Source organism: Sphingomonas sp. (genome assembly GCF_031372575.1).
Classification (GTDB): Bacteria; Pseudomonadota; Alphaproteobacteria; order Sphingomonadales; family Sphingomonadaceae; genus Sphingomicrobium.
The window spans coordinates 1-23,750 of sequence record NZ_JANMLM010000052.1 but is presented as its reverse complement, the minus strand read 5'-3'; the positions used below and the strand labels follow the sequence as shown (position 1 = coordinate 23,750).

Genomic DNA, 23,750 nt, shown 5'->3' with positions numbered 1-23,750 from the left:
ATTCTATCGTCAGCCTCGTTGATTTCGCTCGCATTTCCAACCGTCGCCCGTGCGTCAACCGAGGATTCAGCCGCCGCCGTAGAAACGTCCGCTGTGGATGTCGCATCCGATGATGCAATCATCATCGAAGGCCAACGATCGAGCTATGGCGCGGCAGCGATCACCAGCGCGACCAAGACCAATACGCCGGTGCGCAACATCCCACAGGCGATAACGATCATCACCAAGGCCCAGATCGACGACCAGGGCCTGCGCTCGATCGGCGATCTGCTGACCTTCGTTCCGGGCGCGTCGGCAGGGACAGGCGAATCCAACCGCGACCAGATCGTTTTGCGCGGCAACAATACCACCGCCGATTTCTTCATCAATGGCGTGCGCGACGACGTCCAATATTTCCGTGACTTTTACAACGTCGAGCGGGTCGAGATTTTGAAGGGCCCGAACGCGATGATTTTCGGCCGCGGCGGCGGCGGGGGAATCGTCAATCGCGTCACCAAGCAGTCGCGGATCGAGGCGGTTCGCTCGTTCACCATCGGCACCTCGAGCTTTGGCGGGGTGCGGGCAACGGCTGACGTCGACCAGCCACTGACCGGATCAATCGGCTTGCGAGTCAATGGCTTGTACGAAAATGGCGAGAGCTTCCGCCGCCACGTCGATCTCGAGCGCTACGGGATCAACCCGACGATCGGCTTCGCGATTGCCCCGGAGACGCGGCTCGACCTGTCCTACGAATATTTTCATGATCGCCGGACCACCGATCGCGGGGTTCCGTCGGTCACCGATCCGGCAGGGATCGACAAGCCGCTCAAGGGCTTCGACCGGACCTTCTTCGGCGATCCCGACGACAGCTATGCCAGGGCCGACGTCCACTTGCTCGGTGCCAGCATCAGCCACAAGCTTGCTGACGGCCTGACGCTGCGCAACCGCACTTCGTATGGCGATTACAACAAATTCTACCAGAACATTTACCCTTCCAACCTCGACGAGGCGACCAATCAGGTTGTGCTCGATGCCTACAATAGCACCAATGATCGGCGTAACCTGATCAGCCAGACCGATCTGGTGTGGGAGAATCGCCTTGGTGGGATCGATCAGACCCTGCTCGCCGGGGTTGAAGTGGGTCGCCAATGGTCGCGCAACAAGCGCCTCAACGGCACGATCATGGGCGGCAACCGCGTTCCGCTCAGCGACCCGACGGTCGATGTTTCGGTCACCTACGCGACAGCGGCTAGCGCTGCCGACAACCGCACCCGCGCCGACGTTGCCGCTTTCTACATCCAGGACCAGATCCGCTTCGCGCCGTGGATCGAACTGGTGCTGGGCCTGCGGTATGACCGCTTCAAGCTTGAGGTCGATGATTTCCATGGGACCGGGACGAGCTTCAAGCGAGCGGACAATCTTTGGTCGCCACGGCTTGGGCTGATCCTCAAGCCAACCGACCATCTATCCTTCTACGCCAGCTATAGCCGATCCTTCCTGCCTCAGTCGGGCGACCAATTCGGCGGCCTTTCCGCGACCACCGAAGCGCTCAAGCCGGAACGGTTCGAGAATATCGAGGTCGGTGCCAAATGGGAGCCGGTCGAGGGCCTGCTTGCGACAGCGGCGCTCTATCAGCTCGACCGTACCAACACTCGCGCGAACGATCCGCTCAACAATGGGCAAACGGTCCTAACCGGTGCCCAGCGCAGTCGCGGGCTCGAGCTTGGGCTTGAACGGAGCATCACCAACCGGTGGCAAATCTCGGCCGGTTATGCGTGGCAGGAGGCGGAGATTCGCGACGCCACCACCGCCGCCCCGGCCGGGCGCAAGGTGCCGCTGGTGCCGAAGCACAGCTTTGCTTTGTGGAGCCGTTATGAGGTGACCAAGGCATTCGGCCTCGGCGTCGGACTGACTGCGCGATCGAAGAGCAATGCTTCGATCAGCAACCAGGTCGTCCTGCCCGGCTATGCCCGGGTCGACGCTGCCGCCTTCTTCAAGGTGACGCGCGGGGTCGAAGCGCAGCTCAACGTCGAAAATCTGCTCGGTGCCGATTATTTCCCGGCCGCGCACAGCGACAATAATATCGCGCCTGGCGGGCCACGCAGCGCCAAATTGTCGCTCCGGCTGGGGTTCTAGCTTAAGCGGCCAGCGCCTTCGCTCGATCGCGGATGCGCTTGAGATCGTCGACGAATCTTGCCTGCTCGGTGCGGCGCGCGTCGGCGTCGGGGAGGCGCAGCAGGAAGCTGGGGTGGACGGTGACCCAGCATTCGCTGCCGTCGGCGAGGGTCAATGGCGCGTCGCGAACTTTGGAAATCGTCACGGTCTTGCCAGTTAGCGAATGCGCGGCGGTGACGCCGAGCGCGACGATCAGCGTCGGCTGGATGAGCCTGCGCTCTTGTTCCTGCCACCAGCGGCAGGCGTCGATCTCGCTGACATCGGGCCGGGCGTGAATGCGTTTCTTGCCGCGCAACACGAATTTGAAATGCTTGACCGCGTTGGTGACGTAGGTCGACGTGCGATCGATCCCGGCTTCGGCAAGCGCGGCGTCGAGCACCTGACCCGCGGGGCCGACGAACGGGTGGCCGGCGAGATCCTCCTGGTTGCCGGGTTGCTCGCCGACGAACATGATTCGCGCGTCGAGCGGGCCTTCGCCGAACACGGTCTGCGTAGCGCAGCGGTGAAGGTCGCAGCGGGTGCAGGTGGCGGCTTCGGTGCGGAGTTGGGCCCATGACGCTTCGACATTGGATCGCGCAATTGCGGGCTGGCGGCGCGAGGTCTCGATCATCGCTGCTTCGCGTTTCTGTGCACCGGCCAGCAGCTCGCCGATCAGCGCGGTCTCGGGCATGTTCTTCCAATATTTCTTGGGCATTTCCTTGGTCATTGCCTTCACCTTGACCCGCGCGGGGTTGAAGATGCTGGCGTAATAGGTCTTCCACGTTTCCTCGACTGGGTCGCCGTCGGGCGCATCGCGGCGGGTTGCGCCGGGGCTTTCGGTCAGTGTCTTGCCGTCCCAGCTTATGGTCAGCGCGGGCGTCATGATCGTCCAGCGCATGTTGGCAAAGCGGCGCATGAAGAATCCGGCTTCGCGGCGAACGATGTGATTGTCGGGCTCGAACCAGGCGACGAAGCGCGTGCCGCCATCCTCCTCCTCCTCGACTTCGCGGAAGCGGACGAAGGCGTGCATCTTGTGCGCGTCGCGGCGGACTTCCTTGGCCATTTTCTCGATCCGGCCGAGCAGGGGATCGGCGCGATCTTCCATTGCATGGCGGTTGGTGCGCAAGTTGAGCAACAATGCGTAGAGCAGGGCGAAGCGCTCGGGATCGACGTGGCAGATGGCCGCTTTGGCAAGGTCGATAAAGCTGCGCGGGACGGCGAAGCTGGCGCCCGGTGGCGGCGGGCTGGTGCCGGGGCCAGCGAATAAATCCTGCGGGCCGCCGTCGACTTGCCACGCAATCGCCGACGGCGGGACATTGGCCTCGGCCAAGCCGCGAGCGGCATCACGCCAGCCGTCGAAATCATCTTCCGCAGCAAGCGTGACGCGGTGCGCGTCGATCATCGGACCCTTGGTCAGCATCCGATGCGCACCGACTTCACGCCTAGCCGATCTTTTCGGCGATCTTGTCGTCGGCGCCCGATTCGGCCCGTTCAATCTCTTCAGGCTTGATCGCGTTATACGCGTCCTTCAATTCGACCGCCTTGGCCTTGCCCAGATCCTTGAGCGCATCGGGGAAAATGGTCTCTTCCTCTTCCTTGATATGGTCGAGATAGGTGTCCTTGACCGCGCGGAAGCTCGCCAACCACCCGGTCGAGCTGAAATCGACCTCATCGGTTGCTTTGAAGGCGTCGGTGATTTCGTGATGATCCTTGGCGGCGTGCTGCGCATATTCGCGCATTTCCACCTCAGCCATCAGCGTCGCGTAAAGGGTCACTTCCTCGCTCGATGCATGGGCAGTCGCCTCGATCTTGAACGCTTCATAAAGCGAGCGTCGCTCGGGCGTATCGCCCTTGGTCTGCTCGATCGCTTCGATCATCGCGCGATGCTTATTGTGGTCCTGGATCAAACGCTCGAAAATGTCAGTGGCGGCCATGATGCTTCTCCCTGCTTTCCCGGTGCAACGGCTAAGCTGCAAAGAGGTTCAATTGCTCGGCGCGCGGCGCGACCAAAGCGCGCAAATCGGCACGGTCGGTGAGCAGGGTCGGGCGCCAGTCGGTGGTGATGATGAACGGGCGAACCTTGGTCACCGAGACGGTCAGCCGGGCGACATCGGCCAAGGTCATCGCTCGCCAGCGGCGCGACTTGATGATCCGTCCCACCGCCTTGGTGCCGAGGCCGGGAACGCGGAGCAATTGCTCGCGGCTGGCGCGGTTGATGTCGACCGGGAAGCGCTCGCGGAACTTGAGCGCCCACGCGAGCTTGGGGTCGATGTCGAGCGGCAACATGCCGTCGTCGCCCGCCGCGCTGACCACTTCGGCGGGCTTGAAGCCATAGAAACGCATCAGCCAATCGGACTGGTAAAGCCGATGCTCGCGCATCAGCGGCGGGCGCTGGAGCGGGAGCACGGCCGACGGCGAAGGGATTGGCGAGAAGGCGCTATAATAGACCCGGCGCAGTGCGAAGCGGTCATATAATTGGCTGGCGCGGACGACGATATCGCCATCGCTCGCGGAATCGGCACCGACGATCATTTGGGTCGACTGGCCGGCGGGGGCGAACATCGGCGCGTTCTTATACCTTCTGCGCGCGTCCTTGCCGTCCTCGATGTCGAGCTTGGTCGCCTTCATCGCGCCTTCGATCTGCCCGACCGATTTCTCGGGCGCTAGGCGGGTCAAGCCCGCGGTGGTCGGCAATTCGACATTGATCGACACGCGGTCGGCGTGGAGCCCGGCTTGGCGGACCAGCTCGGGATCGGCGTCGGGGATGGTCTTCAAATGAATGTAGCCGCGGAAGTCGTGATCCTCGCGTAACGCGCGGGCCACCTCCACCATTTGCTCCATCGTGTAATTCGACGAGCCGATAATTCCGGAGGAGAGGAACAGCCCCTCGATATAATTGCGCTTGTAGAAATTGAGCGTGAGCTGGACGACTTCGGTCGCGGTGAAGCGCGCACGGCGCACGTTCGAGCTTTTGCGATTGATGCAATAATGGCAGTCGAAGATGCAGCTGTTGGTGAGCAGGATTTTCAGTAGCGAGATGCAGCGGCCGTCGGGTGCGTAGGCGTGGCAAATGCCCATGCCCTCGGTCGAGCCCATTCCCTTGCCGCCGCGACTGTCGCGTTTCGACGTCCCCGACGATGCGCAAGAGGCATCATATTTCGCTGCATCGGCGAGAATCGCAAGCTTTTCGCGAGTGTCGAGCTGGGCCATGTGTTCTGTATATGTTCACGGTCAATAGCACGCAAGTTCAATCGCTTGGTGTGCGCAGCATCCGTTCGAGCGGGCGGCGGGCGAGCATGATCAGCGCGGCGCCGGCGATCGCGATTGACGCGTCCACTGTCCAGAATGTTGCGGGCTCCATCTGGTCGTAGAAGCTGCCGACCCAGCCCATGATGACGGTACCGAGGAACAAGGCGATGAAGCTTCCGCCCATCAGCGTCGATCGGACTTGGCGCGGGGCAAGCGCGGAAACGGTCGACAGCGTCACTGGCCAGAACCACATGAACGCCAGCCCGGCACCGAGGTAGGCGGCAATTGCCCACCATACCGAAACCTTGCCACCGGAATCGGGGAGCATACTCCCGGCAGTGAGCAGCAGGATCGACAGGCCCATCAGCAAAGACCCGATTGCCAGCTTGGTGATGCTCGCTGGCTCCGCGTTGCGCGTGGCCTGGGCAGCCCACAGTGCAACCAGCGGCGCAGCGGCGATTATGCTCCCGAAACTGTCGAGCGCGTTGAACCATCCCGCCGGGACTGCGCCGAATGCGGTGGTGAGACGGACATGCTGGTCGATCCATACGATGCCGATGCTCCAGATCATCGGGTAAGCGACGTTGACTGGAACGACGAGCAGGATGATCGCGATCAGCCCGCGGGTGCGGCGTCGCTCGTCCGGCGTCAGCGCGACCTTTTCGGACGTCGATCGAACCATTGGTTGCTCGGGCAGGTGGCGCTGCCCCGCGAGGTAGATCGCCAGCGCCAGCAGCATCAGCCCCGCCGCCAGCGCGAAGCCGGCGTGCCAGCCGTAAATCTCTGCCACCGTTACCGTCGCCAGCGGTCCGATCACCGACCCGATGTTGATCCCGGTCGAGAAAATGGTGAAGCCGCGATCGCGCAGCGAGGCGGCGGCCTGCGGATAAAGCGTGCCGACTTGCGCCGAGATGTTCCCCTTGAGGCAGCCCGAGCCGAGGATCAGGAGCAGCAGGGCAATGAGGAAGCTGGCGTCGAACGACATAGCGAGATGCCCGGCGGCCATCAGCAAGGCGCCGATCACCACGGTACGCTTGGCGCCGAGCAGGCGATCGGCGATCAATCCGCCGAGGATGGGAGTGAAATAGACCAAACCGCCATACCAGCCGTAGATCAACGAGGCGAAAGCGAGGTTCGACATCGGCCCGCGAAATTCGAACAATTGGCGCAGGGCGTCGAGCCAGAGGACATTCTCGGCATGGCCGGGCAGGAGCAATTGCTTGACCATGTACAAGGTCAGCAAGGCGGTCATGCCGTAATAAGAGAAGCGCTCCCACAGCTCGGTGAAGGCGAGATAGTAAAGCCCGCGCGGATGGCCACCGATGGTCTCGCGGCTCGTCATGCGAACAGCCAATGGCCGAGCATCCGGTTGAACGGGAAGGTAAAGAAGCCGGCGATCAGCAACGCGCCGGTGACCATTGCGCGGACCGAGCGGCGGTGGCGGGCGACATTGTGGTGGCGCGCGGTCCACACGATTATTGGCACCTGGAGCAACGTCCAAAGCGACAAGATGTGGATGATGCTGAAGCCGCCGGAATTGATGTTGCGGACGAACAAGGATGCGGCAGCGGTGACAATCATCGCGCTCGCCCACAGCCAGCCAAGGCCGCGGTGAAGGCGATCGCCGCGCCGTCGGAGCAGCATCACCGGGGTCAGCCCGACCGCGATCATGATCGAGACCAAATGGGGCCACACGATCAGCGGGACCTGCCCCCATTCACTTCGCCCGCGGACCAGGGCGGCAATCACGAAACAGAACAGGATTAATGCCCCGACGGACAGGAGTTTCTCATAAGTATCGGGGGCCAGCGGGCTTGTCTTGGCCGGCCGTGCCTGTGCGATTATGTCCATCTTGCTCCCCCGAGTTGCCCAAAGGTAGCAGCGAGCGCGACAATGGGAAGCCCCGCCCTTCGTCGAAAGGCAGCTTGCGGTGTGGCGCGCGGGGCTTAGTCTTGGCGCAACAGGGGAGATTATCATGCGCCATCATTTGTTGCTTGCCGCCGCCGTGTTCGCCGCGCCCGCTTTTGCCGGGCCAGTGCAGGATTTCCAGAAATTGCAGGACGATTATTGGGCGGCATTGCTCAAGAATTCGCCGAGCCTTGCGACCTCGGTCGGGGTCACCAAATATGACCGTGAACTGGGCGAAATCACGCTTGCGGCAGCCGACCGGCAGGTGGCCGAGGCGAGCGTGTTCCTGAAGCGGTTGAAGGCAATCCCGTCGGCCGCATTGCCTGCTTCTGGCAAGGCCAATTATGCGATCCTCAAGGACAATCTGGAAGGCAGTATCGAGGCCAATGGCTTCGGCCAGCGCCAGCTCTATTATTCAATCCTCGGCAGCTATCATGGCGGGATTGCGGGGATGGGCGAGGGACAGCCGTTCCGCACGTTCGCCGATTATGACAATTACCTCGCGCGGATCGCGTTCGTTCCCGCCCGGATGCGCGATTATGGCGCGATCTCGGTCAAGGCGGCGAGCGAAGGCTTCGTCCAGCCGTGCGCGACGATGACCGGCTTTCCGGCGACCATCACCGGGGTGATCACCACCGATCCCGCCAAGTCGCGCTTCTACGCGCCATTCGCCGCGCCCAAACCGGCCAGCGTCAGCGCTGCGCAATGGGCCGATTTGCAGGTGCGGGCGAAGGCGCTGATCAGCGGCAAGATCAATCCATCCTACCAGGAGTTCGCGACGCTCTATGACCGCGATCTCAAGGACAAATGTTCGCAAAATGTGTCGGTGTCGTCGCAGCCCAACGGGGAGGCTTATTATGCCTTCCAAGTGCGCCAGCAGACCACCACCAAGCTGACCCCAGACGCGATCCACAAGATCGGCCTCGGCGAAGTCGCGCGGATCCGGGCCGAGATGGTCGAGGTAGCGACCAAGGCGGGTTACCCGACCCGCGAGGCGATGATCACCGAGATGCGGACCAACCCGAAATATTTCGCCAAGACGCCGGGCGAGCTGATGTCCGCCGCCGCGCTGCAGGCGAAGGTCATCGACGGCAAGATGCCGACTTTGTTCACCAAGCTGGCGCGATTGCCGTACGGGCTAAAGGAGATACCGCCCGAAATCGCACCCGGGTCGACCACCGCTTATTATAATGGGGGAAGTCCCGAGGCGGGGATTTCCGGGACTTATTTCGTCAACACGTCGAAGCTCGACCAGCGGCCGTTGTGGGAGCTTCCGGCGCTGACGGTGCATGAAGCGGTTCCCGGCCATCACATGCAGATCGCGACCCAGCAGGAACTCGATTTGCCCGCGTGGCGCAAGGCGACAGCGGGCTACACCGCCTTCGTCGAGGGCTGGGGGCTGTATTCGGAGCGGCTCGGGATCGAGATGGGGATTTACGACACGCCCGAGAAGAATATGGGGCGGCTAAGCTATGAGATGTGGCGTGCGTGTCGGCTGGTGGTCGATACCGGGCTTCACTCGAAGGGCTGGAGCAAGGCACAAGCGGTTGCCTTCATGAAGGATAATACCGCGCTGACCGACGCCAATATCGACGCCGAGGTCAATCGCTACATCTCCAACCCGGGCCAGGCGCTGGCGTACAAGCTTGGCGAGCTGAAGATCCGCGACCTTCGGGGCCGTGCGGAACAGGCACTGGGGCCGAAGTTCGACCTCAGGCGGTTCCACGATGTGGTGATCGGCGAAGGCGCGGTGCCGCTCGACGTGCTCGATGCCCAGGTCATGCGCTGGGTCGCGGCCGAGCGCCGGCGGAAGTAAACGGCGCTCAGCGGCGCGGCGTGGTGTCGCTGGTCGTCTGGTCGCGGCGTTCCTCGAATGCCTGGCGGGTGAGCTGGCCAAGGCAGCCGGTGAAGCCGGCCGGGCCGACCGGTGAGCAACTGTTGACCCCGGTCGCGCCGACCGTCTCGAACTGGCGCGCGCGGACCGCCCATGCCTGCCGCGACTGGATCGATCCGCCCTGGCGGAAGCGCTCGGGAATGCGATAGCGTTCGCGTTCGTCCTTGCGCGCGCAAATCACGATTTCGTCATCGGTCGAGCGCGGGCACGGGTCGGTGCCGTAGACGATGATCTCGCTGACCTTGCCGCTGTTCTGCGCCGTGGCGGGCGCGCCCGGCGCGACAATCGCGGCCAGTGCGAAGGCGGCGCCACCAAGGGCGAAGGGCAGTTTCGACATCGTCATATTCCTCTCAACCAGATAAAGGCTTGGTTCGCCTCCAAAGTTCCTCAAATCCGCTTCGAAAGGCCGATCGCCAGCCTGCATCCGGCACGGATCGTCGCGGTAAGTAACGGGTAGCCCGGCGCGTTGGCGGCGCCCAATTCGCGCGCGGTGTCGCGATGTTCGAGTTCCTCGGCGCGAAAATCGGCGATGTCGGCGGCGAGCTCGGGGTCGCTGTCGCCCAATTCGTCGAGCTGCGCCGAATAATGCAGGTCAATTTCGGTCTCAACTGCCTCGGTGCAGGCCATCGCCGCTTCTTCCCCGATCAGCGCCGTGCCCGCGCCGAGCAGGAAGCCGGCGACATTCCAGATCGGCTGGAGCGCGGTGGGGCGGACGTTGCGCTCGGCCAGCAAGGCATCGAACCGGTCGAGGTGGCGCTGTTCCTGCCGCGCCATGCGCGCGATCTGGTGCGCGGCGTGCGACCCCTTCGAGAGGACGGCCAACTGCCCGGCGTAAATCCGGGTCGCGCCATATTCGCCGGCCTGGTTGACGCGCAGCATGCTCGCCGAATCAACCTTGGCATCGCCGGGGCGCCACGGGCCGGTCATGCGTGCCGCCGCAGAAGATAGACAATCGCGCCGGCGCCGCCGAGCGAGAGGATCGCGTTCCACCCCGCCATGCTGACGCCCAGGAAGGAGAATTGGACCTGGTCACAGCGCACCAAGGGCACCTTCATCAATTCGTCGAGGGTCAAGGCGCCGCCGGTCGAACAGCGGGTCAGCCCTTCCCAATATTTGAGCTCGACCCCAGCATGGAACACCCCGATCGCGCCCGAAATGGCAATGGCGATTGCGGCCAGCGCGACCAATAGCCGCGCGTTGCGACTGTCGGCGGCGAACAGGAAAGCAAGCGCCGCAACGACAATCGCGACACCATGCGGCCAGCGCTGCCAATAGCACATCTCGCATGGATGGAGCCCGCCGACATATTGCGACAGCAACGCACCGCCAAGCAGTGCCACGGGTAGCGCCAGCGCCAGCAGCCGCGCCAATGCTGCGCCTGACAAGCGGTCGGTCGAAATCGGTCCGGCGGTGGCCATCGTCGAAATTGCCCTTGCCTAGCGCGCTTTGGCGGGCGCGCTCGGCGCCGCGGGTGCAAGGCGCTTGAGCGTGCGGATCGCATAATCGAGCTGGAAGTCCTTGATGCCCTTCTTCTTGAGCTCTTCCGCAGTGGCGGAGAATCGCGGATCGGGCGTATTGTCTTTCTCGAGCACCTCGTCCTTGACCCCGGTCTGGCTGACCAGATGGCGCCGAAGGTCGGCCTCGCGGATGGCCGGGCGATCCTTGTAATCGGGATCGGACAATTGCGGGACGACGATATCGGGGTCGATCCCGCCGGCCTGCACCGAGCGGCCCGACGGGGTGTAATAACGCGCGATGGTCAGGCGCAGCGCACGAGTCGCGCTAATCTCCTGCACGCCCTGGACCGATCCCTTGCCGAAGGTGCGCTCACCCATCACGATTGCGCGGCGGTGATCCTGCAACGCGCCGGCGACAATCTCGGCCGCCGAGGCACTGCCGACGTCGACCAGCACGATCACCGGAAGGCCATGCGCCATATCGCCCGGCTTGGCGCTCCAGCTTTCAAAATTGCTCTTTTCGCGGCCGCGTTCGGAAACGATTTCGCCCCGATCGAGGAAGGCGTCGCTGACCCGGACCGCTTCATTGAGCAGCCCGCCCGGGTTGGAGCGCAGGTCGATGATGTAACCGGTCGGACGGCCACCGGTCGCCTTGTCGATCGCGGTCAGTGCGGCTTCGGTCGCCTGGCCGGTGTTGCCAGCAAAGCTGTTGATGTTGATGATGCCGACATTGTCCTTGATCTCCCACTTCACGACTCGAAGCTCGATCTTGGCGCGGGTGATGGTTACGTCGAATGGCTTGTCACGGCCGCGGCGAACCACGGTCAGCGTGATCTTGGTGCCCGGCGCGCCGCGCATCTTTTCGACCGCCTCGTCCAGCTCGAGCCCATAAAGCAATTGGCCGTCGATGTGGGTGATGTAATCGCCGGCTTTCATTCCCGCCTTGTCGGCCGGTGTATCCTCGGTCGGGGTGATCACCTTGACCGCCCCATCTTCCATCGTGACCGACAGGCCGAGCCCGCCATAATTGCCATCGGTGGTGGTCTTGAGCGAGGTGTAGTCGGACCCTTCCATGTAGGATGAATGCGGATCAAGCGCGGCCAGCATGCCCTCGATCGCGCCCTTGACCAGCACATGGTCGTCGACCTTGTCGACGTAATTGGCGCGCACCTGGTTGAACACGTCCATGAAGGTATCGAGTTCCCTCATCGTATCGGCATCGGCGGCAGCGAGCGTGCTGGCGGACAGCGGGATCATGGTCAGTGCGCCGACCACGGCCAGCGGCTGGAGGTACTTGGCGAGACGGCTCATCAACAAAATTCCTCGCTTGGTGAGTGACCCAGTCTAGCCACGATTGCCCTTAATGGACAGTGACTAGGATGAACCAGCGATGAGAATCGCCGATGCTGGCCGCCCATTGGTCGATAATTCGATGCTCACCGGGCCGAGCGCCTTGCCGAGTGTGTCGCCGCGGGACAGCCGGCTGCCTTTTGGTGGGCTAGCGCGGACCCCGACGATCAGGCTCATCCAGCCTCGCCCGTGATCGATGATCGCGATGCCATCATGGCGGCGATACGGGCCGGAGAAGACCAGCACACCGTCGGCCGGGACCAGCACCGGCGCACCCGGGCGGGCGGCGAAGGTGGTGCCGCGCGATCGTATCCCGCTGAGGCTGACCTGGCCAAGGCCGTCGACCACCTGGGCATCGACCGGGACCATCATCGCGAACGGCGGCGCGGGGGCGCGCGAATCGGGGGCGAACGGACGGCGCGGGGCGGGGGGGAAGGATGCCAGTTCGCCGGCCAGCCGGTTGGCGGCGCGGGTGCGGTCGCGTTCATTGCCGAGCGCGGACACGCCTTCGGTTGCGGCGAGCATGCGGTCATCGGCGCCCGAAGCGCCAGCGTCGAGGGTTGCGGCCCGGTCGAGCGATTTCGCTTCGAGCGCTGCAAATTGCTGTTGGCGCTTGGTCAATGCGGTCCGGGCCGAGGCCAAGGCGGTGCGCGCGGTCTTGGCCTGGTCGACCAGTCGCCGGTTGGCCGCAAGCTCGCCCGACAAGGCCGCACTCTGCGCCCGGATGCGCGGCACCGCGACATCGAGCAAGGCGCGCATCCGCACCATCTGAGTCAAATCGCGATCGGCGGCGAGGCTGACCAAGGGAGGCCGCCGCCCGAGATTGACCACGCCCGCCACCAGTGCCGCGACCGGCGCCTGCTTGGCCGCCAATTGCGCCGAACTTGTCCGGATCAGCGCCTCGCGCGCCTGCAGCACCGCATCGGCCTCGCTGATCCGCGCTTCGGCAGCGGCAATGTCGGCAGCGGCGGCACGCTGCTCCGCGGCGAGCTTGCCGGCTTCGCCCCGCGCCGCATCGGCCGCTTTGGTCAGCCGCGCCGCCTCGGCTTCCGCGCGAACCGCTTCGGCGCGAACCGCCGATAGTGACTGGTCACCGCTGGGCTGCGCGATGCTCGACGAGGCGGCGAGGAACAGGGGGAGGAGCAGCAAATGCTTCATCGCCTCATCCTTCGCGATGATAGGGGTGGTTCGCAAGGATTGATGTCGCGCGGAACAATTGTTCGGCCAGCATCGCCCGCGCCAACATGTGCGGCCAGGTCGCGGGACCGAACGACAGCATCAGATCGGCCGAGCCGCGCAACGCCGCGTCATGTCCGTCCGCTGCGCCGATCAGGAAGCGTGCCTCGCGCTTGCCGCCGTCGCGCCAGCCTTCGAGCTTTTTGGCGAAGTCGGTCGACGACAGGATGGTGCCGCGCTCGTCGAGCAGGATATTGACGCTGGCCGGCAGGGCAGGCGGGATGACACCGCCACGATCGGGCAGTTCGCTGACTTTCGTCGGCCACGCGATCCGCTTGAGGTAACGCTCGACCAAATCGGCCTCGGGCGACCGGCCGATCTTCCCGCGGGCGATGATGTGGAGCAGCATGGCCTAGCGCGTGGCGTAATAATCGAACGCGGTGCGCGCCGCCTCGGCGATGATCCGCGCCCGCACCGGTCCGTCGGCAATGCCCAGCGTGAACACTGCAATGACGAATTTGCGGCCGTTGGGGAGTGTGACGATCCCGACGTCATCGCTCAGCCCCGCCAAGGTGCCAGTCTTGTGCGCGACGATCGTGCCATCGGGGAGCAGGCCCTTGATCCGGTCGGGCCCGGTCTTGCACTTCACCATCGTCTCGATCAGGAATTTCTGGCTCGACGGCTTGAGGAAGTCGCCGCGATCGATCCGGGCGAGGAATTGCGCCATCCCCGCCGGGCTCGCGGTATCGCGCGGATCACGGTCGAATGCCTCCACTGCGACCGCGCGCGCGGTCGCGGGCAGAGGATCCGATGCCCACAGGGTCTGCGCGGCGGTTTTCCCCGGAAGCATCGGCAGGCCGAGATTGTCGAGCACCAGCCGCGCAATGTCACGATCGATCCGCACGCCATCGACGGCGTTGGCGCGAAGCCACGCATCGACCTTCGCGACGCCGCCGAGGTCGTTGATCAGAACATCGGTCGCAGTGTTGTCGCTCAACGTCAGCATCAAGTGAATGAGGTTGGCCGCCGACAGGCTGACCCCGGGATGGGGCATGTCCTGCCCGATGCCGTCTGATCCCGATCGCAACGCTTCGTTGAGCGCGATGATCTTGTCGAGCGAGCGGCGCTCGGCGTCGACCTCGGCGAGATACATCACCGCCACCGCGACCTTGACCGTGCTCGCCATGGGAAAGGTTTCGGCAGCGCGGAACCGGGTCTCGCGACCGGTGGTGAGATCGATCGTCGCAATTCCGACCCGGCCGACCGGGACGGTGCCGATCGCGCTCAATCGCTCGGCCAGGCCGGCTTCAATGGAGGGCGCAGGCTCGCGTGCAGCGGCCGGGGCCAGCGGGAACAGGACCAGCGCAGCGAGCGCGAATGCCGCCCGCCGCAGCTTCATGGGATCAGGCGCCCGGCGCGGCGGCAGCGGCGGCGGTCGGCTTGGCCTCGTCGCCAAACGCCCACATCCGCTCGAGATTGTAGAAGCTGCGCACTTCGGGGCGGAACAGATGGACGATCACGTCGTCGGCATCGATCAGCACCCAATCGGCGGTCGGCAGGCCTTCAATCCGCACCGACTTCTTGAATTCATGCTTGATCCGCTCGGCCAGCTTGGCGGCCATCGACGCGACTTGGCGCGACGAGCGGCCGCTGGCGATCACCATATGATCGGCGATCGACGACTTTCCGGCCAGCGGGATCGAGATCATCTCGACCGCCTGGTCGTCATCGAGCGACTGTTTGATCAGCGCATGCAATGCCTCGACATCGGCGGCCGCAGGGCCGGAGGTGGAAGCGGTAACGGTCGCACTTTCGAACTTGGAACGGGGGTCGGACAATGTGTTTCCTATGACAAAGCGGATCGACGAGCGATCAGCCCGGGGGATTGCGGTACCATAAAGGGTTGGCCAAGCGAAGGCGGGTGGCCGACGTCGGATCGGGTGGCAGGCGAAGAAAGGTGATCGCCGGTGCACTCCACTTGGTCCAGTTACGAGCGTTGGCCGGTGGTCGGACAAACCACCTGAGCCAGCCCATCGCGCGAGCCGCCCGGGCCATGCCATCATACCCCGGGCGCGAAAGTACCGCAATCGGCACCATCGACGCCAGCCGGCGCCACTCCCTCCACTGGTGGAATTGGGCCATGACATCCTCCCCCATCAGCCAGATAAACTGAATGTCCGGGTGGCGCTGGCGCAGCGCGGCGATGGTGTCGACGGTGTAGAGCGTCCCTTCGTGGGCCTCGAAATCGCTGACCATGATGCGGCTTCGGCGGGCAACGAACTGCGCTTGGGCAAGCCGCGCATCGTACGGGGCCATGCCCTTCTTCGGCTTAAGCGGGTTGCCGGGAGAGACCAGCCACCAAACCTGGTCGAGCCCGAGCGCCTCCATCGCCGCGAGGCTCATCCGGCGATGGCCACGATGGGCCGGGTTGAAGCTGCCGCCGAGAAGGCCGATTCTCATGTCGCGGTGGCTAGCATCCCCCCTCGACCGGCGCCACCGCAGTCGGTTAAGAGCGTCAGTGGGGGTAGGAATGAGCGAACTCGACAGCGTTGGCGAAATGGTAACCGGCGGGCTGATTGCGGGTGCGGTCGAGCCGGGAACGGGGGCCGGTGGCACACGGGGGCACGGGGCCTGCCCCAATTGCGGGACCATGCTGACCGGTGCCTATTGCTCGGAATGCGGACAGCGCGCCCAACTCCATCGCTCGCTGCGCTCATTCTTCGGCGATTTCGCGGCCGGCCTGTTCAATTTCGAAGGCAAGATCTGGCGCACGATCCCGCTGCTGGCGTGGAAGCCGGGCGAATTGACGCGGCGCTATATCGCGGGCGAGCGGGCGCGGTTCGTGTCGCCCGCCGCGCTCTATTTGTTCACCGTCTTCGCGATGTTCGCAGTGCTCAGCTTCACCGGGGCGCTGAGCAACGGCGGTGGCGTCAACCTCACCATTGCGGTGCAGGAAGAGCAAGCCGCGCTCGTCAAACTGGGGGTCGATCGCGCCGCCGCGCTGAAGCGGGGCAGTGACGTCGCCGCGCTCGACAGCAGGATCGCCAAAAAGAAGGCCGATATCGCCCAGCTCGAGGGAATTCAGAGCGGCGCGGTGATCAAGACCGATGAGGGCGACGAAATCCCCGGTTGGATGAGCGGGGCGGTTGCCGGGGTCCAGGCCGATCCGAAAGGGTCGATGAGAGACGTCCAGGATGCGACGTCGAAATATAGCTGGCTGCTGATCCCGCTGTCGGTGCCGTTCGTGTGGCTGCTATTCCCGTTCCGCCGCCGCTACCGGATGTATGACCATGCGGTGTTCGTGACCTACTCACTGTCGTTCATGATGTTCCTAGTGATCGTCGGCGGGCTGCTGGTTTGGGCCGGAATGCCGGCGCTCGGCGCATTGCTCACCCTGATCCCCCCGTTTCATATGTACCGTCAGCTAAAGGGTGCGTATCAATTGGGCCGGTTGAGCGCCTTGCTGCGGACAATCGCACTGGTTACGTTCGCGTTTATCGTCGTTACCTTCTTCGCCATGGCGGTGGCGGCGATCGGGCTGCTCTGACGCCTACCGGCAGGGGTATTTGCGCTCGAGCAGGGTGCGCAGCACGTCCTTGGTATCGGTCGTCGAGCGGCGGTTGACCGGGACGGCGCGCAGCGCGGCGAGATATTCATTCTTGCTGACCCGCGGCTTGTCGGTGGTCGGCGGACAGAACGCGGTCGGGCGACCGGCCGCTTTTTCGCGGGCATATTCGGCTTTCAGCGTTTCGCCATCGGCCTCGATCTCGCGCTTGAGGCGATAAAAATCGCGCGACAACAAGGCGAACGGGCCGCGCGCCAGCAACCGGTCGACGCGGATCAGGAAGTGGCGCACGTCCTGCGCTTGGGCGGCGCCAAGCGGGGTGAGGATCAACCCGCCCGCAAGCAACAGGCGCGTCAGCGGGGACATGGAAAGCGGGCGATGGTGATGCGGGTCATCGCTTCGGTCATATTGATCCGTGCGCGCTCGGCAGGCGGAATAGCGCCGAGCCGTTGCATGAACTCGTCGCTGTTCATCGATGATTTTTCGGGCGGGCAGGCGCGCGGCGGCTTGCCGGCGGCGACGGCCGCAAGGCGCTGCGCCCGCGCCGCTTTGCCGGCGTTCGACGCTTCGGTCATCAGCGCATTGATCTCGCCCCGCGACAGAAGCGCGAGCGGACCCTTGGCGACCAGCGCCTTGGAGCGCTTGTAAAAGGCTTCGGCATTCATCGACTGGGCTGACGCGGCGGACGGCAACAGGATCGCGGCGGCGACAAGCAACTTAAATTTCATAAAAATGGTCTCCCTGCCCCGATCAGGGCAGGGAGGACATGTACGGCAATTGAATGGCGATCAAGCGCCCGCTTGCGCAGGGCCGCCAATGCCCGGCTTGGGGCGCTTGGCCTTGGGGATCGACGAACCGGCAGTGGGAAGCACGACCGGGACGTCGGCGCTGCGGTCGATCTTGCCGCCCGCGATGATTGTCTTGATCTCGTCCCCGGTCAGCGTCTCGAGCTCGAGCAAGGCACCGGCAACCAAATGGAGCTGCTCCACATTGCCCTTGATGATCTCGGTCGCCCGAGCATGGCCGCCGTCAACCAATTTGCGAATCTCGGCATCGATCAGCAAGGCGGTCTCGTTCGACATATTGTGGCGTTGGGTCTGCGAGTAGCCAAGGAAGGTCTCGCCCTGCGCTTCCTCATATTGGAGCGGGCCGAGTGCTTCGGACATGCCCCATTGCATGACCATCGCGCGGGCCAGCTTGGTCGCCTGCTGGATGTCGCTCGAGGCACCCGACGAGACCTTGTCGTGGCCGAAGATCACTTCCTCCGCGACTCGGCCACCCATGACCGACGCCAGATCGGCGTACATCTTGTCGCGGTGGTAGGAGTAATTGTCGCGCTCGGGCATTGACACGACCATGCCCAATGCGCCGCCACGCGGGATGATTGTCGCCTTGTGGATCGGGTCCGACGCGGTTTCGAACACGCGCACCAAGGCATGGCCGGCCTCATGATAGGCGGTCATCTTTTTCTCTTCGGGGGTCATCACGAGCGACTTCCACTCGGTGCCCATGATGACGCGATCCTTGGCCAGTTCGAACTGCGCCATCGCGACCAGCCGCTTGCCAAGGCGTGCGGCCATCAGCGCGGCTTCATTGACGAGGTTGGCAATATCGGCGCCTGACATGCCCGGCGTTCCGCGGGCTAACGTGCGGGCATCGACGTCGGGCGCCAGCGGCACCTTTTTCATATGCACGTCGAAAATCTTCATGCGGCCTTCGATATCGGGCAGCGGCACCGTCACGCGGCGATCGAACCGGCCCGGACGAAGCAATGCCGGATCGAGCACGTCGGGGCGGTTGGTCGCGGCGATGATGATGATGCCTTCATTGGCATCGAAGCCATCCATTTCGACCAGCAACTGATTCAACGTCTGCTCGCGCTCGTCATTGCCATTGCCGAGGCCCGCGCCGCGATGGCGACCGACCGCGTCAATCTCGTCGATAAAGACGATGCACGGGGCCGATTTCTTGGCCTCGGCGAACATGTCGCGGACACGGCTGGCGCCGACGCCGACAAACATCTCGACAAAGTCGGAACCGGAAATGGTGAAGAATGGCACGCCCGCTTCACCCGCGATCGCGCGGGCGAGCAGGGTCTTGCCGGTGCCGGGCGATCCGACCAGCAAGGCGCCCTTGGGAATCTTGCCGCCGAGGCGCGCAAACTTGCCCGGATCCTTCAAAAATTCGACGATCTCTTGAAGCTCTTCGCGCGCTTCGTCGATCCCGGCGACATCGCCAAAGGTCACGCGGCCTTCCTTCTGGGTCAGCATCTTGGCGCGGCTCTTGCCGAAGCCCATCGCCCCGCCGCCATTATTCTTCTGCATCTGGCGCATGATGAAGAAAGCGATGCCGATCATCAGCAGGAACGGCAGCGAGTTGTAGAGCATGTAGAGCCACAGGCTGGTGGTTTCCTCGGCCTTGACCTGGACCGCGACGCCCTTCGAGATCAGCAGGTTCGAAATGTTCGAATCGGCCGGCGCGGTGGTGGCGAAGGTCTTGGTGTCCGACATCGTGCCGGTGATCGACGAATTGCGGCTCGCCGTGGTCGAGATGATGACCGAGCGGACATTGCCCTCGTTCACCTGGGCGATGAAGTCGGAATATTTCATCGCCTTGCCCGGCGCTTCACGCGTGCCGCCAACCGATTGGACGAACAGGACCAGGACCAGCAGGATCCCGATCCAGATGAACAGGGACTTGGTCCACGGGTTGGTCGGCTTGTTCTCGTTCATGGCTCGGGCACTCTCTCGGGTGGTACCTGCCTAAAATAGGTCATTCGTTGCCAATGACAATGGAATGGCGACAGAGCGGCGCCCGTGCGCGCCAAAAGTTCAGGCGAAAAGTCCCAAAAGCCGCAGACGCCACGCGTGCGCCCGCGAAGATTGGCCATTAGGACGGGATTTCTCCTATCGCGGACTCATTCCTAGTGTCCGCCATGGGTGGAATGCGGACGTTCGACTGCGAGCGGATTTGCTAAACTCCGCCACTGGAATAGGCGACGTAAATCAGGAAGACGAGCAAGGCTGTGACCATCCATGCCGTCAGTATGGAAAGCCCGAACGAAGACTTGCGAGCAACTGACATTAGCGCAACGGCGGGAACGAATACGCCAGCGAGCAAAAAGCCAAGAGAGCCATACCGATACCATAGCTCCTGCCCCCGGCTTGAGTAGGGGCCTTGTGAGAAGCTGAAACTGGCAAGACCGATCAGAATGGCGTTCATCGCCAATAGCGACCACGCACATCCGGCCTTGCCGGAGCCTGGAATGCGTACTCCGTCGTTAGTGCGAACAAAGTTCCGATGGCCAAACCAGAGGCCGACAATGGCCAAAAGGAAAAAGGCTGCGGTGATCATAGAGCACGTTATCGCTTGCCATCATTCGGAAGTCTAATGTCCGCAATGGGTCGAAAGCGGACGTTAGCTTTACCGCCGCCGCTTGCTCTCCTTTGCCAGACGCCACACGTCTCCACCGACCAGCTTCAGCCCCGACAATGTCGCCGCCTTGCCGCTAATCAGTGCGTGGAGCGCGCGGTCGAGGTCGGGGCCTGGGGGGCGGGGGGCGGACAGGCGGTCAAAGGCGACTAACAATAAGCGGCGCTGGAGTTCGCGGGGGAGGCTCGCCGGGTCGATCGCGATCCCGGCGGCGTCCTCGGTCAGGCGGGTGGCGACCAGCCCGGCGAGCGCCCATTCGATCGCCTCGTCGGCGTCGGCCAGCCAGCCGGCGCTGCTCGCCAGCCGCTCGGGGTCGGCCCAGTCGGCATCGGCGAGCAGGCCGCGAAAGCGGGTGCGGTCGTGGCGCGGGTCGCGGTTGGTCGGGTCGTCGACCGCAGTCAGCCCGGCGGCCTCGACGATCCCGGCAAGCTCCGCCCGCCGCCAGCCGAGCAGGGGCCGGACCAGCATCACCCCGGGCTCGAGCGGGCGGCGGCGGCGGGTCGCGGCCAGCCCCGACAGGCCGGCCCCGCGCGCGAGCCGCATCAGCAATGTCTCGGCCTGGTCGTCGGCATGGTGGCCGCTGGCGACCGCGCCGAGATCGCATTCGATGCCCCACGCACCGAGCATCCGGTAACGCGCTGCGCGGGCCTGCGCCTGGAGCGATGCGCCCTTGGCGACTTCGGTGCGGAGGATGTGGTGGGCGAGGCCGAGCTGCTGGCACACCGAGGCGACGAAGCGGGCCTCGGTGGCGGCTTCGCGGCGCAGACCATGATCGACGGTCGCGGCCTCGACCAAGCCGGGGCGCGCGGCAGCGGCGAGAAGGAGCAATGCGAGACTATCCGGCCCGCCCGACACCGCAACCCCGATGCGGGTCTCGGGCGCGACGAGTAGGTCGAGATCCGCCGCGAAGCGGGCAAGGGCGTCGGGATGCGGCGCGAGGGGGGTCATCGCGCCGCAATCACATCATTTGCACCGCGCCTCGGCACGGGCGGCGGGGAGGAGGTTGCGCAAGGCGGGGCGGATCGCGCTGCCATAGGCGTTTTCGAGCTCGGCATAGGCCTTGCACGCCTGTGCCGGCTGGCCGAGTTTCATCGATGCCTGGCCGAGATAAAAGAGGCTGTCGGGGGCACGCTCGCCAGCCTTGTTATTGCGATAATTGGCGAGCAGGACGTCGGCAGCAGCGCGCGGTTCGCCCTTGTCGAGCAACGAACGGCCGATGAGGTTGTTGGCCCAGCTGACCCGGCGGTCGTCGGGATAAGCCTTGATCATCGCCTTAAGCGCGGCGATCGACTGGTCGTATTTCTTGGCTTCCCACAGGCGGAAACCCTTGTCGTAGGCGGCTTCGGCGCCCGACAGCGATGGGGTTTCGACGCGCGGGCGCGAAGCGGGCGGAGGCGTGTCGATCGGCTCAACGTCGGCGGTTGGGGTGGATGCGGCGGGGCCATCCCCACTGCCATTTTCGATCGCCCGCAGGCGGCTGTCCTGATCGGCGCGCAGCCGGGCGAGGTCGGCCTCCATCGTCGCGAGGCGATTGCCATTCTCTTCCGACGCGCGGACCAAATCGGTCATCTGGCTTTCGATCGCATCGAGCCGGGCGGACAACTGATTGGCCTGGACCTGGGTTGCGGCGGGGTCATCGGTGAAGCCGGCGGTGTCGGCCGGCTGGCCCTTGGGGAAAACCGATTTCTGGACCTGGCGGAGCTGTTTCTCGAGCCGGTCGATGCGTTGTTCGGGGGTGACCGGGTCGCGCGCGACGGCGGGGGTCAGCGAAAGCGCGGCGAGCGCGGTCAGCAACGGCAAATGAAAACGCATGGCATATCCTGGTCAGCGGTGGTCAGTGGTGCCGTCAATCGCCTGTCCGGGCTGTCGCGGCGATGAATATCATTGTGTCGGCGGTGGCATGGGCTCGGCGGTTGCGGTGGATGCCGGTGGTGCTGCGACGGGTCTTGCGGCAGGACTCGGCGCGGCAACGGCGACGGCCGGGCCACGCAGCAAATCGGCGGGACGCAGGCTGACGTCGCGAACCTTGGTTGCCGACGGACCGACCTGCGGCGCGGTGGCGGTGCCGACGGCGATCGTCAGCGCCTCGGCCTTGCCAGTGGTCAAGGTCGGCGCGGTGGCGGTCGGCGGAACGTCGAATTTCTCGCCAGCCGTCATCACGCCTTCCTTGAGCAGGGTCGCGCCATCCTTGATCTGGACCCAGGCCTCGGCGGTGGCGGTGATCGACACCGGCTGCTGAGCGACCGGCACCGCAGCGGCGGGCGCGGGTGCAAACGTATCGGCGGGCGCGGCTTCCTCGGTCACCGTGTCGGGCGCGTTGAGCGAGCGATTGTTGAGCCAGGTGACGAGCAAGGCAACCGCGACAATCCCGGCGATGACAGCGAGAATCAGCCAGCGCGGCATCGTGCGCTTGGGGTCCATCGGCTCGAACGGCTCGGCCTGGTGCGGGGCGAGGCGGGTGCCGCCAATCTCGGCGCGGACCTGCTCGCCGATCTCGTTGCGATCGAGCCCGACGGCGGCGGCATAGCTGCGCGCGAAGCCGACCGAATAAGTCGGCGCGGGCAGCTTGGCGAATTCGCCGGCCTCGAGGCTCGACAGATGGCGAGTCGGGATTCGGGTGGTGGTGGCGACATCCTCGAGCGACATGTTCGCCGCTTCTCGCGCGGCGCGCAGGCGCTCGCCGGCGGTCACCATGACCTGCTCTTCGCCTTCGTCGTCACTCATCGCATACCCCTGCAATCAAAACCGATGACGCCCGGGGACTTGTCGAGTCCCGAGGCTTGACTGTCAACCGTCGCTGGCCGGCAATCAGCCAAGAGCAACCCCGTGGCGCTTGGCCCAATCGGTCAGCAAGCGGCGCATTTCGCGCGGCGGCTTGGCGAGCAATTTGTCCATCCGCGCAGTAACCGCGGCGGCATCGATCGATCGGATCATCGCCTTGACCGGCCCGACCGCCGCCGGGGTGATCGAGAAATGGCGAATGCCAATGCCGATCAGTGCCATCGCTTCCAATGGCCGCCCGCCCATTTCGCCGCACAAGCGAACGGTCACGCCCGCCGCATCGCATTGTGCGACGACGCGGCGGAGGAAGCGCAGGATCGCCGGACTGAGCCAGTCGTATCGCTCAGCCAGCCGCGGATCGGCGCGGTCGGCGGCGAACAGGAATTGGGTTAGGTCATTGGTCCCGATCGACAGGAAATCCAATCGCGGCAGGATCACGTCGAGCATTTCGGCGAGGCTCGGCACCTCGAGCATTGCGCCATATTCGATCTTGCGCGGCATCGGTCGTTTGGCTTTTTGGGACCAGGCGATCTGTTCCTCGAACAAGGCGCGGGCTTCCTCAAACTCCCACGGCTCGCTGACCATCGGGAACATGACTTTCAAGGTGCGCCCCGCCGCCGCCTCGATCAACGCGCGGGCCTGGGCCTTCATCAGCGTCGATCGTTCGAGGCTGAGGCGAAGCGCGCGCCAGCCCATCGCCGGATTCTCGGCCTCGTCCTTGATGTCGGTCAGGTAAGGCAAGGCCTTGTCGCCGCCGATGTCGACCGTGCGGAACACCACCGGCTTGTCGCCGGCCGCATCGAGC

At 64.4% G+C, this 23,750-nt stretch carries 25 protein-coding genes; 3 read left to right on the top strand and 22 right to left on the bottom strand.

Annotation, left to right across the window (positions count from 1 at the left end; translation table 11 throughout):
• Window positions 1–93: 93 nt before the first annotated feature.
• Window positions 94–2,115 carry a TonB-dependent siderophore receptor gene (locus RMN73_RS04045; RefSeq protein WP_309602033.1) on the top strand — a complete coding sequence of 674 codons (2,022 nt, stop codon included), beginning with the start codon at window positions 94–96 and terminating at the stop codon, window positions 2,113–2,115.
• A 1-nt stretch (window position 2,116) separates the two neighbouring features.
• Here the strand turns inward: RMN73_RS04045 and RMN73_RS04040 are convergent, their stop codons facing one another.
• From RMN73_RS04040 to RMN73_RS04020, 5 genes are read right to left on the bottom strand one after another with little or no spacing between them, the layout of a single operon-like run.
• Entirely contained in the window at window positions 2,117–3,553 is a 1,437-nt protein-coding gene (locus RMN73_RS04040; RefSeq protein WP_309602032.1) for a UdgX family uracil-DNA binding protein, read from the bottom strand.
• A gap of 22 nt (window positions 3,554–3,575) precedes the next feature.
• Window positions 3,576–4,067, bottom strand: coding sequence for a hemerythrin domain-containing protein (locus tag RMN73_RS04035; protein ID WP_309602031.1), 492 nt, complete (start codon window positions 4,065–4,067; stop codon window positions 3,576–3,578).
• 31 nt (window positions 4,068–4,098) lie between these two features.
• Window positions 4,099–5,343 carry a putative DNA modification/repair radical SAM protein gene (locus tag RMN73_RS04030; protein ID WP_309602030.1) on the bottom strand — a complete coding sequence of 415 codons (1,245 nt, stop codon included), beginning with the start codon at window positions 5,341–5,343 and terminating at the stop codon, window positions 4,099–4,101.
• A gap of 37 nt (window positions 5,344–5,380) precedes the next feature.
• Window positions 5,381–6,724, bottom strand: a complete 1,344-nt coding sequence (locus RMN73_RS04025; protein WP_309602029.1) for a peptide MFS transporter — start codon at window positions 6,722–6,724, stop codon at window positions 5,381–5,383.
• A complete protein-coding gene (locus RMN73_RS04020) occupies window positions 6,721–7,233 on the bottom strand; it encodes a hypothetical protein (RefSeq protein WP_309602028.1) in 513 nt (170 codons plus the stop codon). The genes RMN73_RS04025 and RMN73_RS04020 overlap by 4 nt, the downstream gene beginning before the upstream one ends.
• 124 nt (window positions 7,234–7,357) lie before the next feature.
• Between RMN73_RS04020 and RMN73_RS04015 the strand changes: the two genes are divergently transcribed.
• On the top strand, window positions 7,358–9,106 hold the full coding sequence (locus tag RMN73_RS04015; RefSeq protein WP_309602027.1) for a DUF885 domain-containing protein: 1,749 nt from the start codon (window positions 7,358–7,360) through the stop codon (window positions 9,104–9,106).
• A gap of 7 nt (window positions 9,107–9,113) precedes the next feature.
• On the opposite strand, the gene RMN73_RS04010 is transcribed toward RMN73_RS04015, so the two are convergent.
• From RMN73_RS04010 to RMN73_RS03970, 9 genes are all read right to left on the bottom strand, one after another.
• Window positions 9,114–9,521, bottom strand: a complete 408-nt coding sequence (locus tag RMN73_RS04010) for a hypothetical protein (protein ID WP_309602026.1) — start codon at window positions 9,519–9,521, stop codon at window positions 9,114–9,116.
• 50 nt (window positions 9,522–9,571) lie between these two features.
• Window positions 9,572–10,111: a demethoxyubiquinone hydroxylase family protein gene (locus RMN73_RS04005; RefSeq protein WP_309602025.1), complete on the bottom strand. Its 540-nt coding sequence runs from the start codon at window positions 10,109–10,111 to the stop codon at window positions 9,572–9,574.
• On the bottom strand, window positions 10,108–10,602 hold the full coding sequence (locus RMN73_RS04000; RefSeq protein ID WP_309602024.1) for a disulfide bond formation protein B: 495 nt from the start codon (window positions 10,600–10,602) through the stop codon (window positions 10,108–10,110). Before RMN73_RS04000 ends, RMN73_RS04005 begins: the two co-directional genes overlap by 4 nt.
• A gap of 18 nt (window positions 10,603–10,620) precedes the next feature.
• The gene (locus RMN73_RS03995) at window positions 10,621–11,952 is read right to left on the bottom strand and encodes a S41 family peptidase (RefSeq protein ID WP_309602023.1); all 1,332 of its coding nucleotides are present in this window, start codon (window positions 11,950–11,952) and stop codon (window positions 10,621–10,623) included.
• Window positions 11,953–12,015: 63 nt separating this feature from the next.
• Entirely contained in the window at window positions 12,016–13,149 is a 1,134-nt protein-coding gene (locus RMN73_RS03990) for a peptidoglycan DD-metalloendopeptidase family protein (RefSeq protein WP_309602022.1), read from the bottom strand.
• Between the two features lie 4 nt (window positions 13,150–13,153).
• Window positions 13,154–13,576, bottom strand: coding sequence for a 23S rRNA (pseudouridine(1915)-N(3))-methyltransferase RlmH (locus tag RMN73_RS03985; protein ID WP_309602021.1), 423 nt, complete (start codon window positions 13,574–13,576; stop codon window positions 13,154–13,156).
• Between the two features lie 3 nt (window positions 13,577–13,579).
• Window positions 13,580–14,566, bottom strand: coding sequence for a class A beta-lactamase (gene bla / locus RMN73_RS03980; protein ID WP_309602020.1), 987 nt, complete (start codon window positions 14,564–14,566; stop codon window positions 13,580–13,582).
• Window positions 14,567–14,570: 4 nt separating this feature from the next.
• Window positions 14,571–14,924, bottom strand: a complete 354-nt coding sequence (gene rsfS, locus RMN73_RS03975; protein ID WP_309602045.1) for a ribosome silencing factor — start codon at window positions 14,922–14,924, stop codon at window positions 14,571–14,573.
• Between the two features lie 115 nt (window positions 14,925–15,039).
• Window positions 15,040–15,669 (bottom strand): nicotinate-nucleotide adenylyltransferase, encoded by a 630-nt coding sequence (locus RMN73_RS03970; RefSeq protein WP_405051519.1) that lies wholly within the window; start codon window positions 15,667–15,669, stop codon window positions 15,040–15,042.
• Between the two features lie 28 nt (window positions 15,670–15,697).
• On the opposite strand from RMN73_RS03970, the gene RMN73_RS03965 reads away from it, so the two are divergent.
• The gene (locus tag RMN73_RS03965; protein ID WP_309602018.1) at window positions 15,698–16,714 is read left to right on the top strand and encodes a DUF3667 domain-containing protein; all 1,017 of its coding nucleotides are present in this window, start codon (window positions 15,698–15,700) and stop codon (window positions 16,712–16,714) included.
• A gap of 3 nt (window positions 16,715–16,717) precedes the next feature.
• Here RMN73_RS03965 and RMN73_RS03960 read toward each other — a convergent pair whose 3' ends face one another.
• The 8 genes from RMN73_RS03960 to RMN73_RS03925 form a co-directional block, all read right to left on the bottom strand.
• A complete protein-coding gene (locus RMN73_RS03960; protein WP_309602017.1) occupies window positions 16,718–17,098 on the bottom strand; it encodes a hypothetical protein in 381 nt (126 codons plus the stop codon).
• Complete coding sequence (locus tag RMN73_RS03955; RefSeq protein ID WP_309602016.1) at window positions 17,086–17,460, bottom strand: hypothetical protein; 375 nt, start codon at window positions 17,458–17,460, stop codon at window positions 17,086–17,088. The genes RMN73_RS03960 and RMN73_RS03955 overlap by 13 nt, the downstream gene beginning before the upstream one ends.
• Before the next feature lie 60 nt (window positions 17,461–17,520).
• A complete protein-coding gene (gene ftsH / locus RMN73_RS03950) occupies window positions 17,521–19,464 on the bottom strand; it encodes an ATP-dependent zinc metalloprotease FtsH (protein WP_309602015.1) in 1,944 nt (647 codons plus the stop codon).
• Window positions 19,465–19,705: 241 nt separating this feature from the next.
• Window positions 19,706–20,086: a hypothetical protein gene (locus RMN73_RS03945; protein ID WP_309602014.1), complete on the bottom strand. Its 381-nt coding sequence runs from the start codon at window positions 20,084–20,086 to the stop codon at window positions 19,706–19,708.
• A gap of 69 nt (window positions 20,087–20,155) precedes the next feature.
• A complete protein-coding gene (gene tilS / locus RMN73_RS03940) occupies window positions 20,156–21,112 on the bottom strand; it encodes a tRNA lysidine(34) synthetase TilS (RefSeq protein WP_309602013.1) in 957 nt (318 codons plus the stop codon).
• Window positions 21,113–21,127: 15 nt separating this feature from the next.
• Entirely contained in the window at window positions 21,128–21,976 is an 849-nt protein-coding gene (locus RMN73_RS03935) for a tetratricopeptide repeat protein (protein ID WP_309602012.1), read from the bottom strand.
• A gap of 69 nt (window positions 21,977–22,045) precedes the next feature.
• Window positions 22,046–22,888, bottom strand: coding sequence for a RodZ domain-containing protein (locus tag RMN73_RS03930; RefSeq protein WP_309602011.1), 843 nt, complete (start codon window positions 22,886–22,888; stop codon window positions 22,046–22,048).
• Window positions 22,889–22,972: 84 nt separating this feature from the next.
• A partial coding sequence (locus RMN73_RS03925; RefSeq protein WP_309602010.1) for a putative PEP-binding protein occupies window positions 22,973–23,750 on the bottom strand: 778 nt, incomplete at its 5' end.

What these genes read in the sequence shown, in the direction of transcription:
- RMN73_RS04040 (WP_309602032.1), bottom strand. Translation starts at nt 3,553, where the DNA reads ATGCTGACCAAGGGTCCGATGATCGACGCGCACCGCGTCACGCTTGCT.
- RMN73_RS04035 (WP_309602031.1), bottom strand. Translation starts at nt 4,067, where the DNA reads ATGGCCGCCACTGACATTTTCGAGCGTTTGATCCAGGACCACAATAAG.
- RMN73_RS04030 (WP_309602030.1), bottom strand. Translation starts at nt 5,343, where the DNA reads ATGGCCCAGCTCGACACTCGCGAAAAGCTTGCGATTCTCGCCGATGCA.
- RMN73_RS04025 (WP_309602029.1), bottom strand. Translation starts at nt 6,724, where the DNA reads ATGACGAGCCGCGAGACCATCGGTGGCCATCCGCGCGGGCTTTACTAT.
- RMN73_RS04020 (WP_309602028.1), bottom strand. Translation starts at nt 7,233, where the DNA reads ATGGACATAATCGCACAGGCACGGCCGGCCAAGACAAGCCCGCTGGCC.
- RMN73_RS04015 (WP_309602027.1), top strand. Translation starts at nt 7,358, where the DNA reads ATGCGCCATCATTTGTTGCTTGCCGCCGCCGTGTTCGCCGCGCCCGCT.
- RMN73_RS04010 (WP_309602026.1), bottom strand. Translation starts at nt 9,521, where the DNA reads ATGTCGAAACTGCCCTTCGCCCTTGGTGGCGCCGCCTTCGCACTGGCC.
- RMN73_RS04005 (WP_309602025.1), bottom strand. Translation starts at nt 10,111, where the DNA reads ATGACCGGCCCGTGGCGCCCCGGCGATGCCAAGGTTGATTCGGCGAGC.
- RMN73_RS04000 (WP_309602024.1), bottom strand. Translation starts at nt 10,602, where the DNA reads ATGGCCACCGCCGGACCGATTTCGACCGACCGCTTGTCAGGCGCAGCA.
- RMN73_RS03995 (WP_309602023.1), bottom strand. Translation starts at nt 11,952, where the DNA reads ATGAGCCGTCTCGCCAAGTACCTCCAGCCGCTGGCCGTGGTCGGCGCA.
- RMN73_RS03990 (WP_309602022.1), bottom strand. Translation starts at nt 13,149, where the DNA reads ATGAAGCATTTGCTGCTCCTCCCCCTGTTCCTCGCCGCCTCGTCGAGC.
- RMN73_RS03985 (WP_309602021.1), bottom strand. Translation starts at nt 13,576, where the DNA reads ATGCTGCTCCACATCATCGCCCGCGGGAAGATCGGCCGGTCGCCCGAG.
- bla (WP_309602020.1), bottom strand. Translation starts at nt 14,566, where the DNA reads ATGAAGCTGCGGCGGGCGGCATTCGCGCTCGCTGCGCTGGTCCTGTTC.
- RMN73_RS03965 (WP_309602018.1), top strand. Translation starts at nt 15,698, where the DNA reads ATGAGCGAACTCGACAGCGTTGGCGAAATGGTAACCGGCGGGCTGATT.
- RMN73_RS03960 (WP_309602017.1), bottom strand. Translation starts at nt 17,098, where the DNA reads ATGTCCCCGCTGACGCGCCTGTTGCTTGCGGGCGGGTTGATCCTCACC.
- RMN73_RS03955 (WP_309602016.1), bottom strand. Translation starts at nt 17,460, where the DNA reads ATGAAATTTAAGTTGCTTGTCGCCGCCGCGATCCTGTTGCCGTCCGCC.
- ftsH (WP_309602015.1), bottom strand. Translation starts at nt 19,464, where the DNA reads ATGAACGAGAACAAGCCGACCAACCCGTGGACCAAGTCCCTGTTCATC.
- RMN73_RS03945 (WP_309602014.1), bottom strand. Translation starts at nt 20,086, where the DNA reads ATGATCACCGCAGCCTTTTTCCTTTTGGCCATTGTCGGCCTCTGGTTT.
- tilS (WP_309602013.1), bottom strand. Translation starts at nt 21,112, where the DNA reads ATGACCCCCCTCGCGCCGCATCCCGACGCCCTTGCCCGCTTCGCGGCG.
- RMN73_RS03935 (WP_309602012.1), bottom strand. Translation starts at nt 21,976, where the DNA reads ATGCGTTTTCATTTGCCGTTGCTGACCGCGCTCGCCGCGCTTTCGCTG.
- RMN73_RS03930 (WP_309602011.1), bottom strand. Translation starts at nt 22,888, where the DNA reads ATGAGTGACGACGAAGGCGAAGAGCAGGTCATGGTGACCGCCGGCGAG.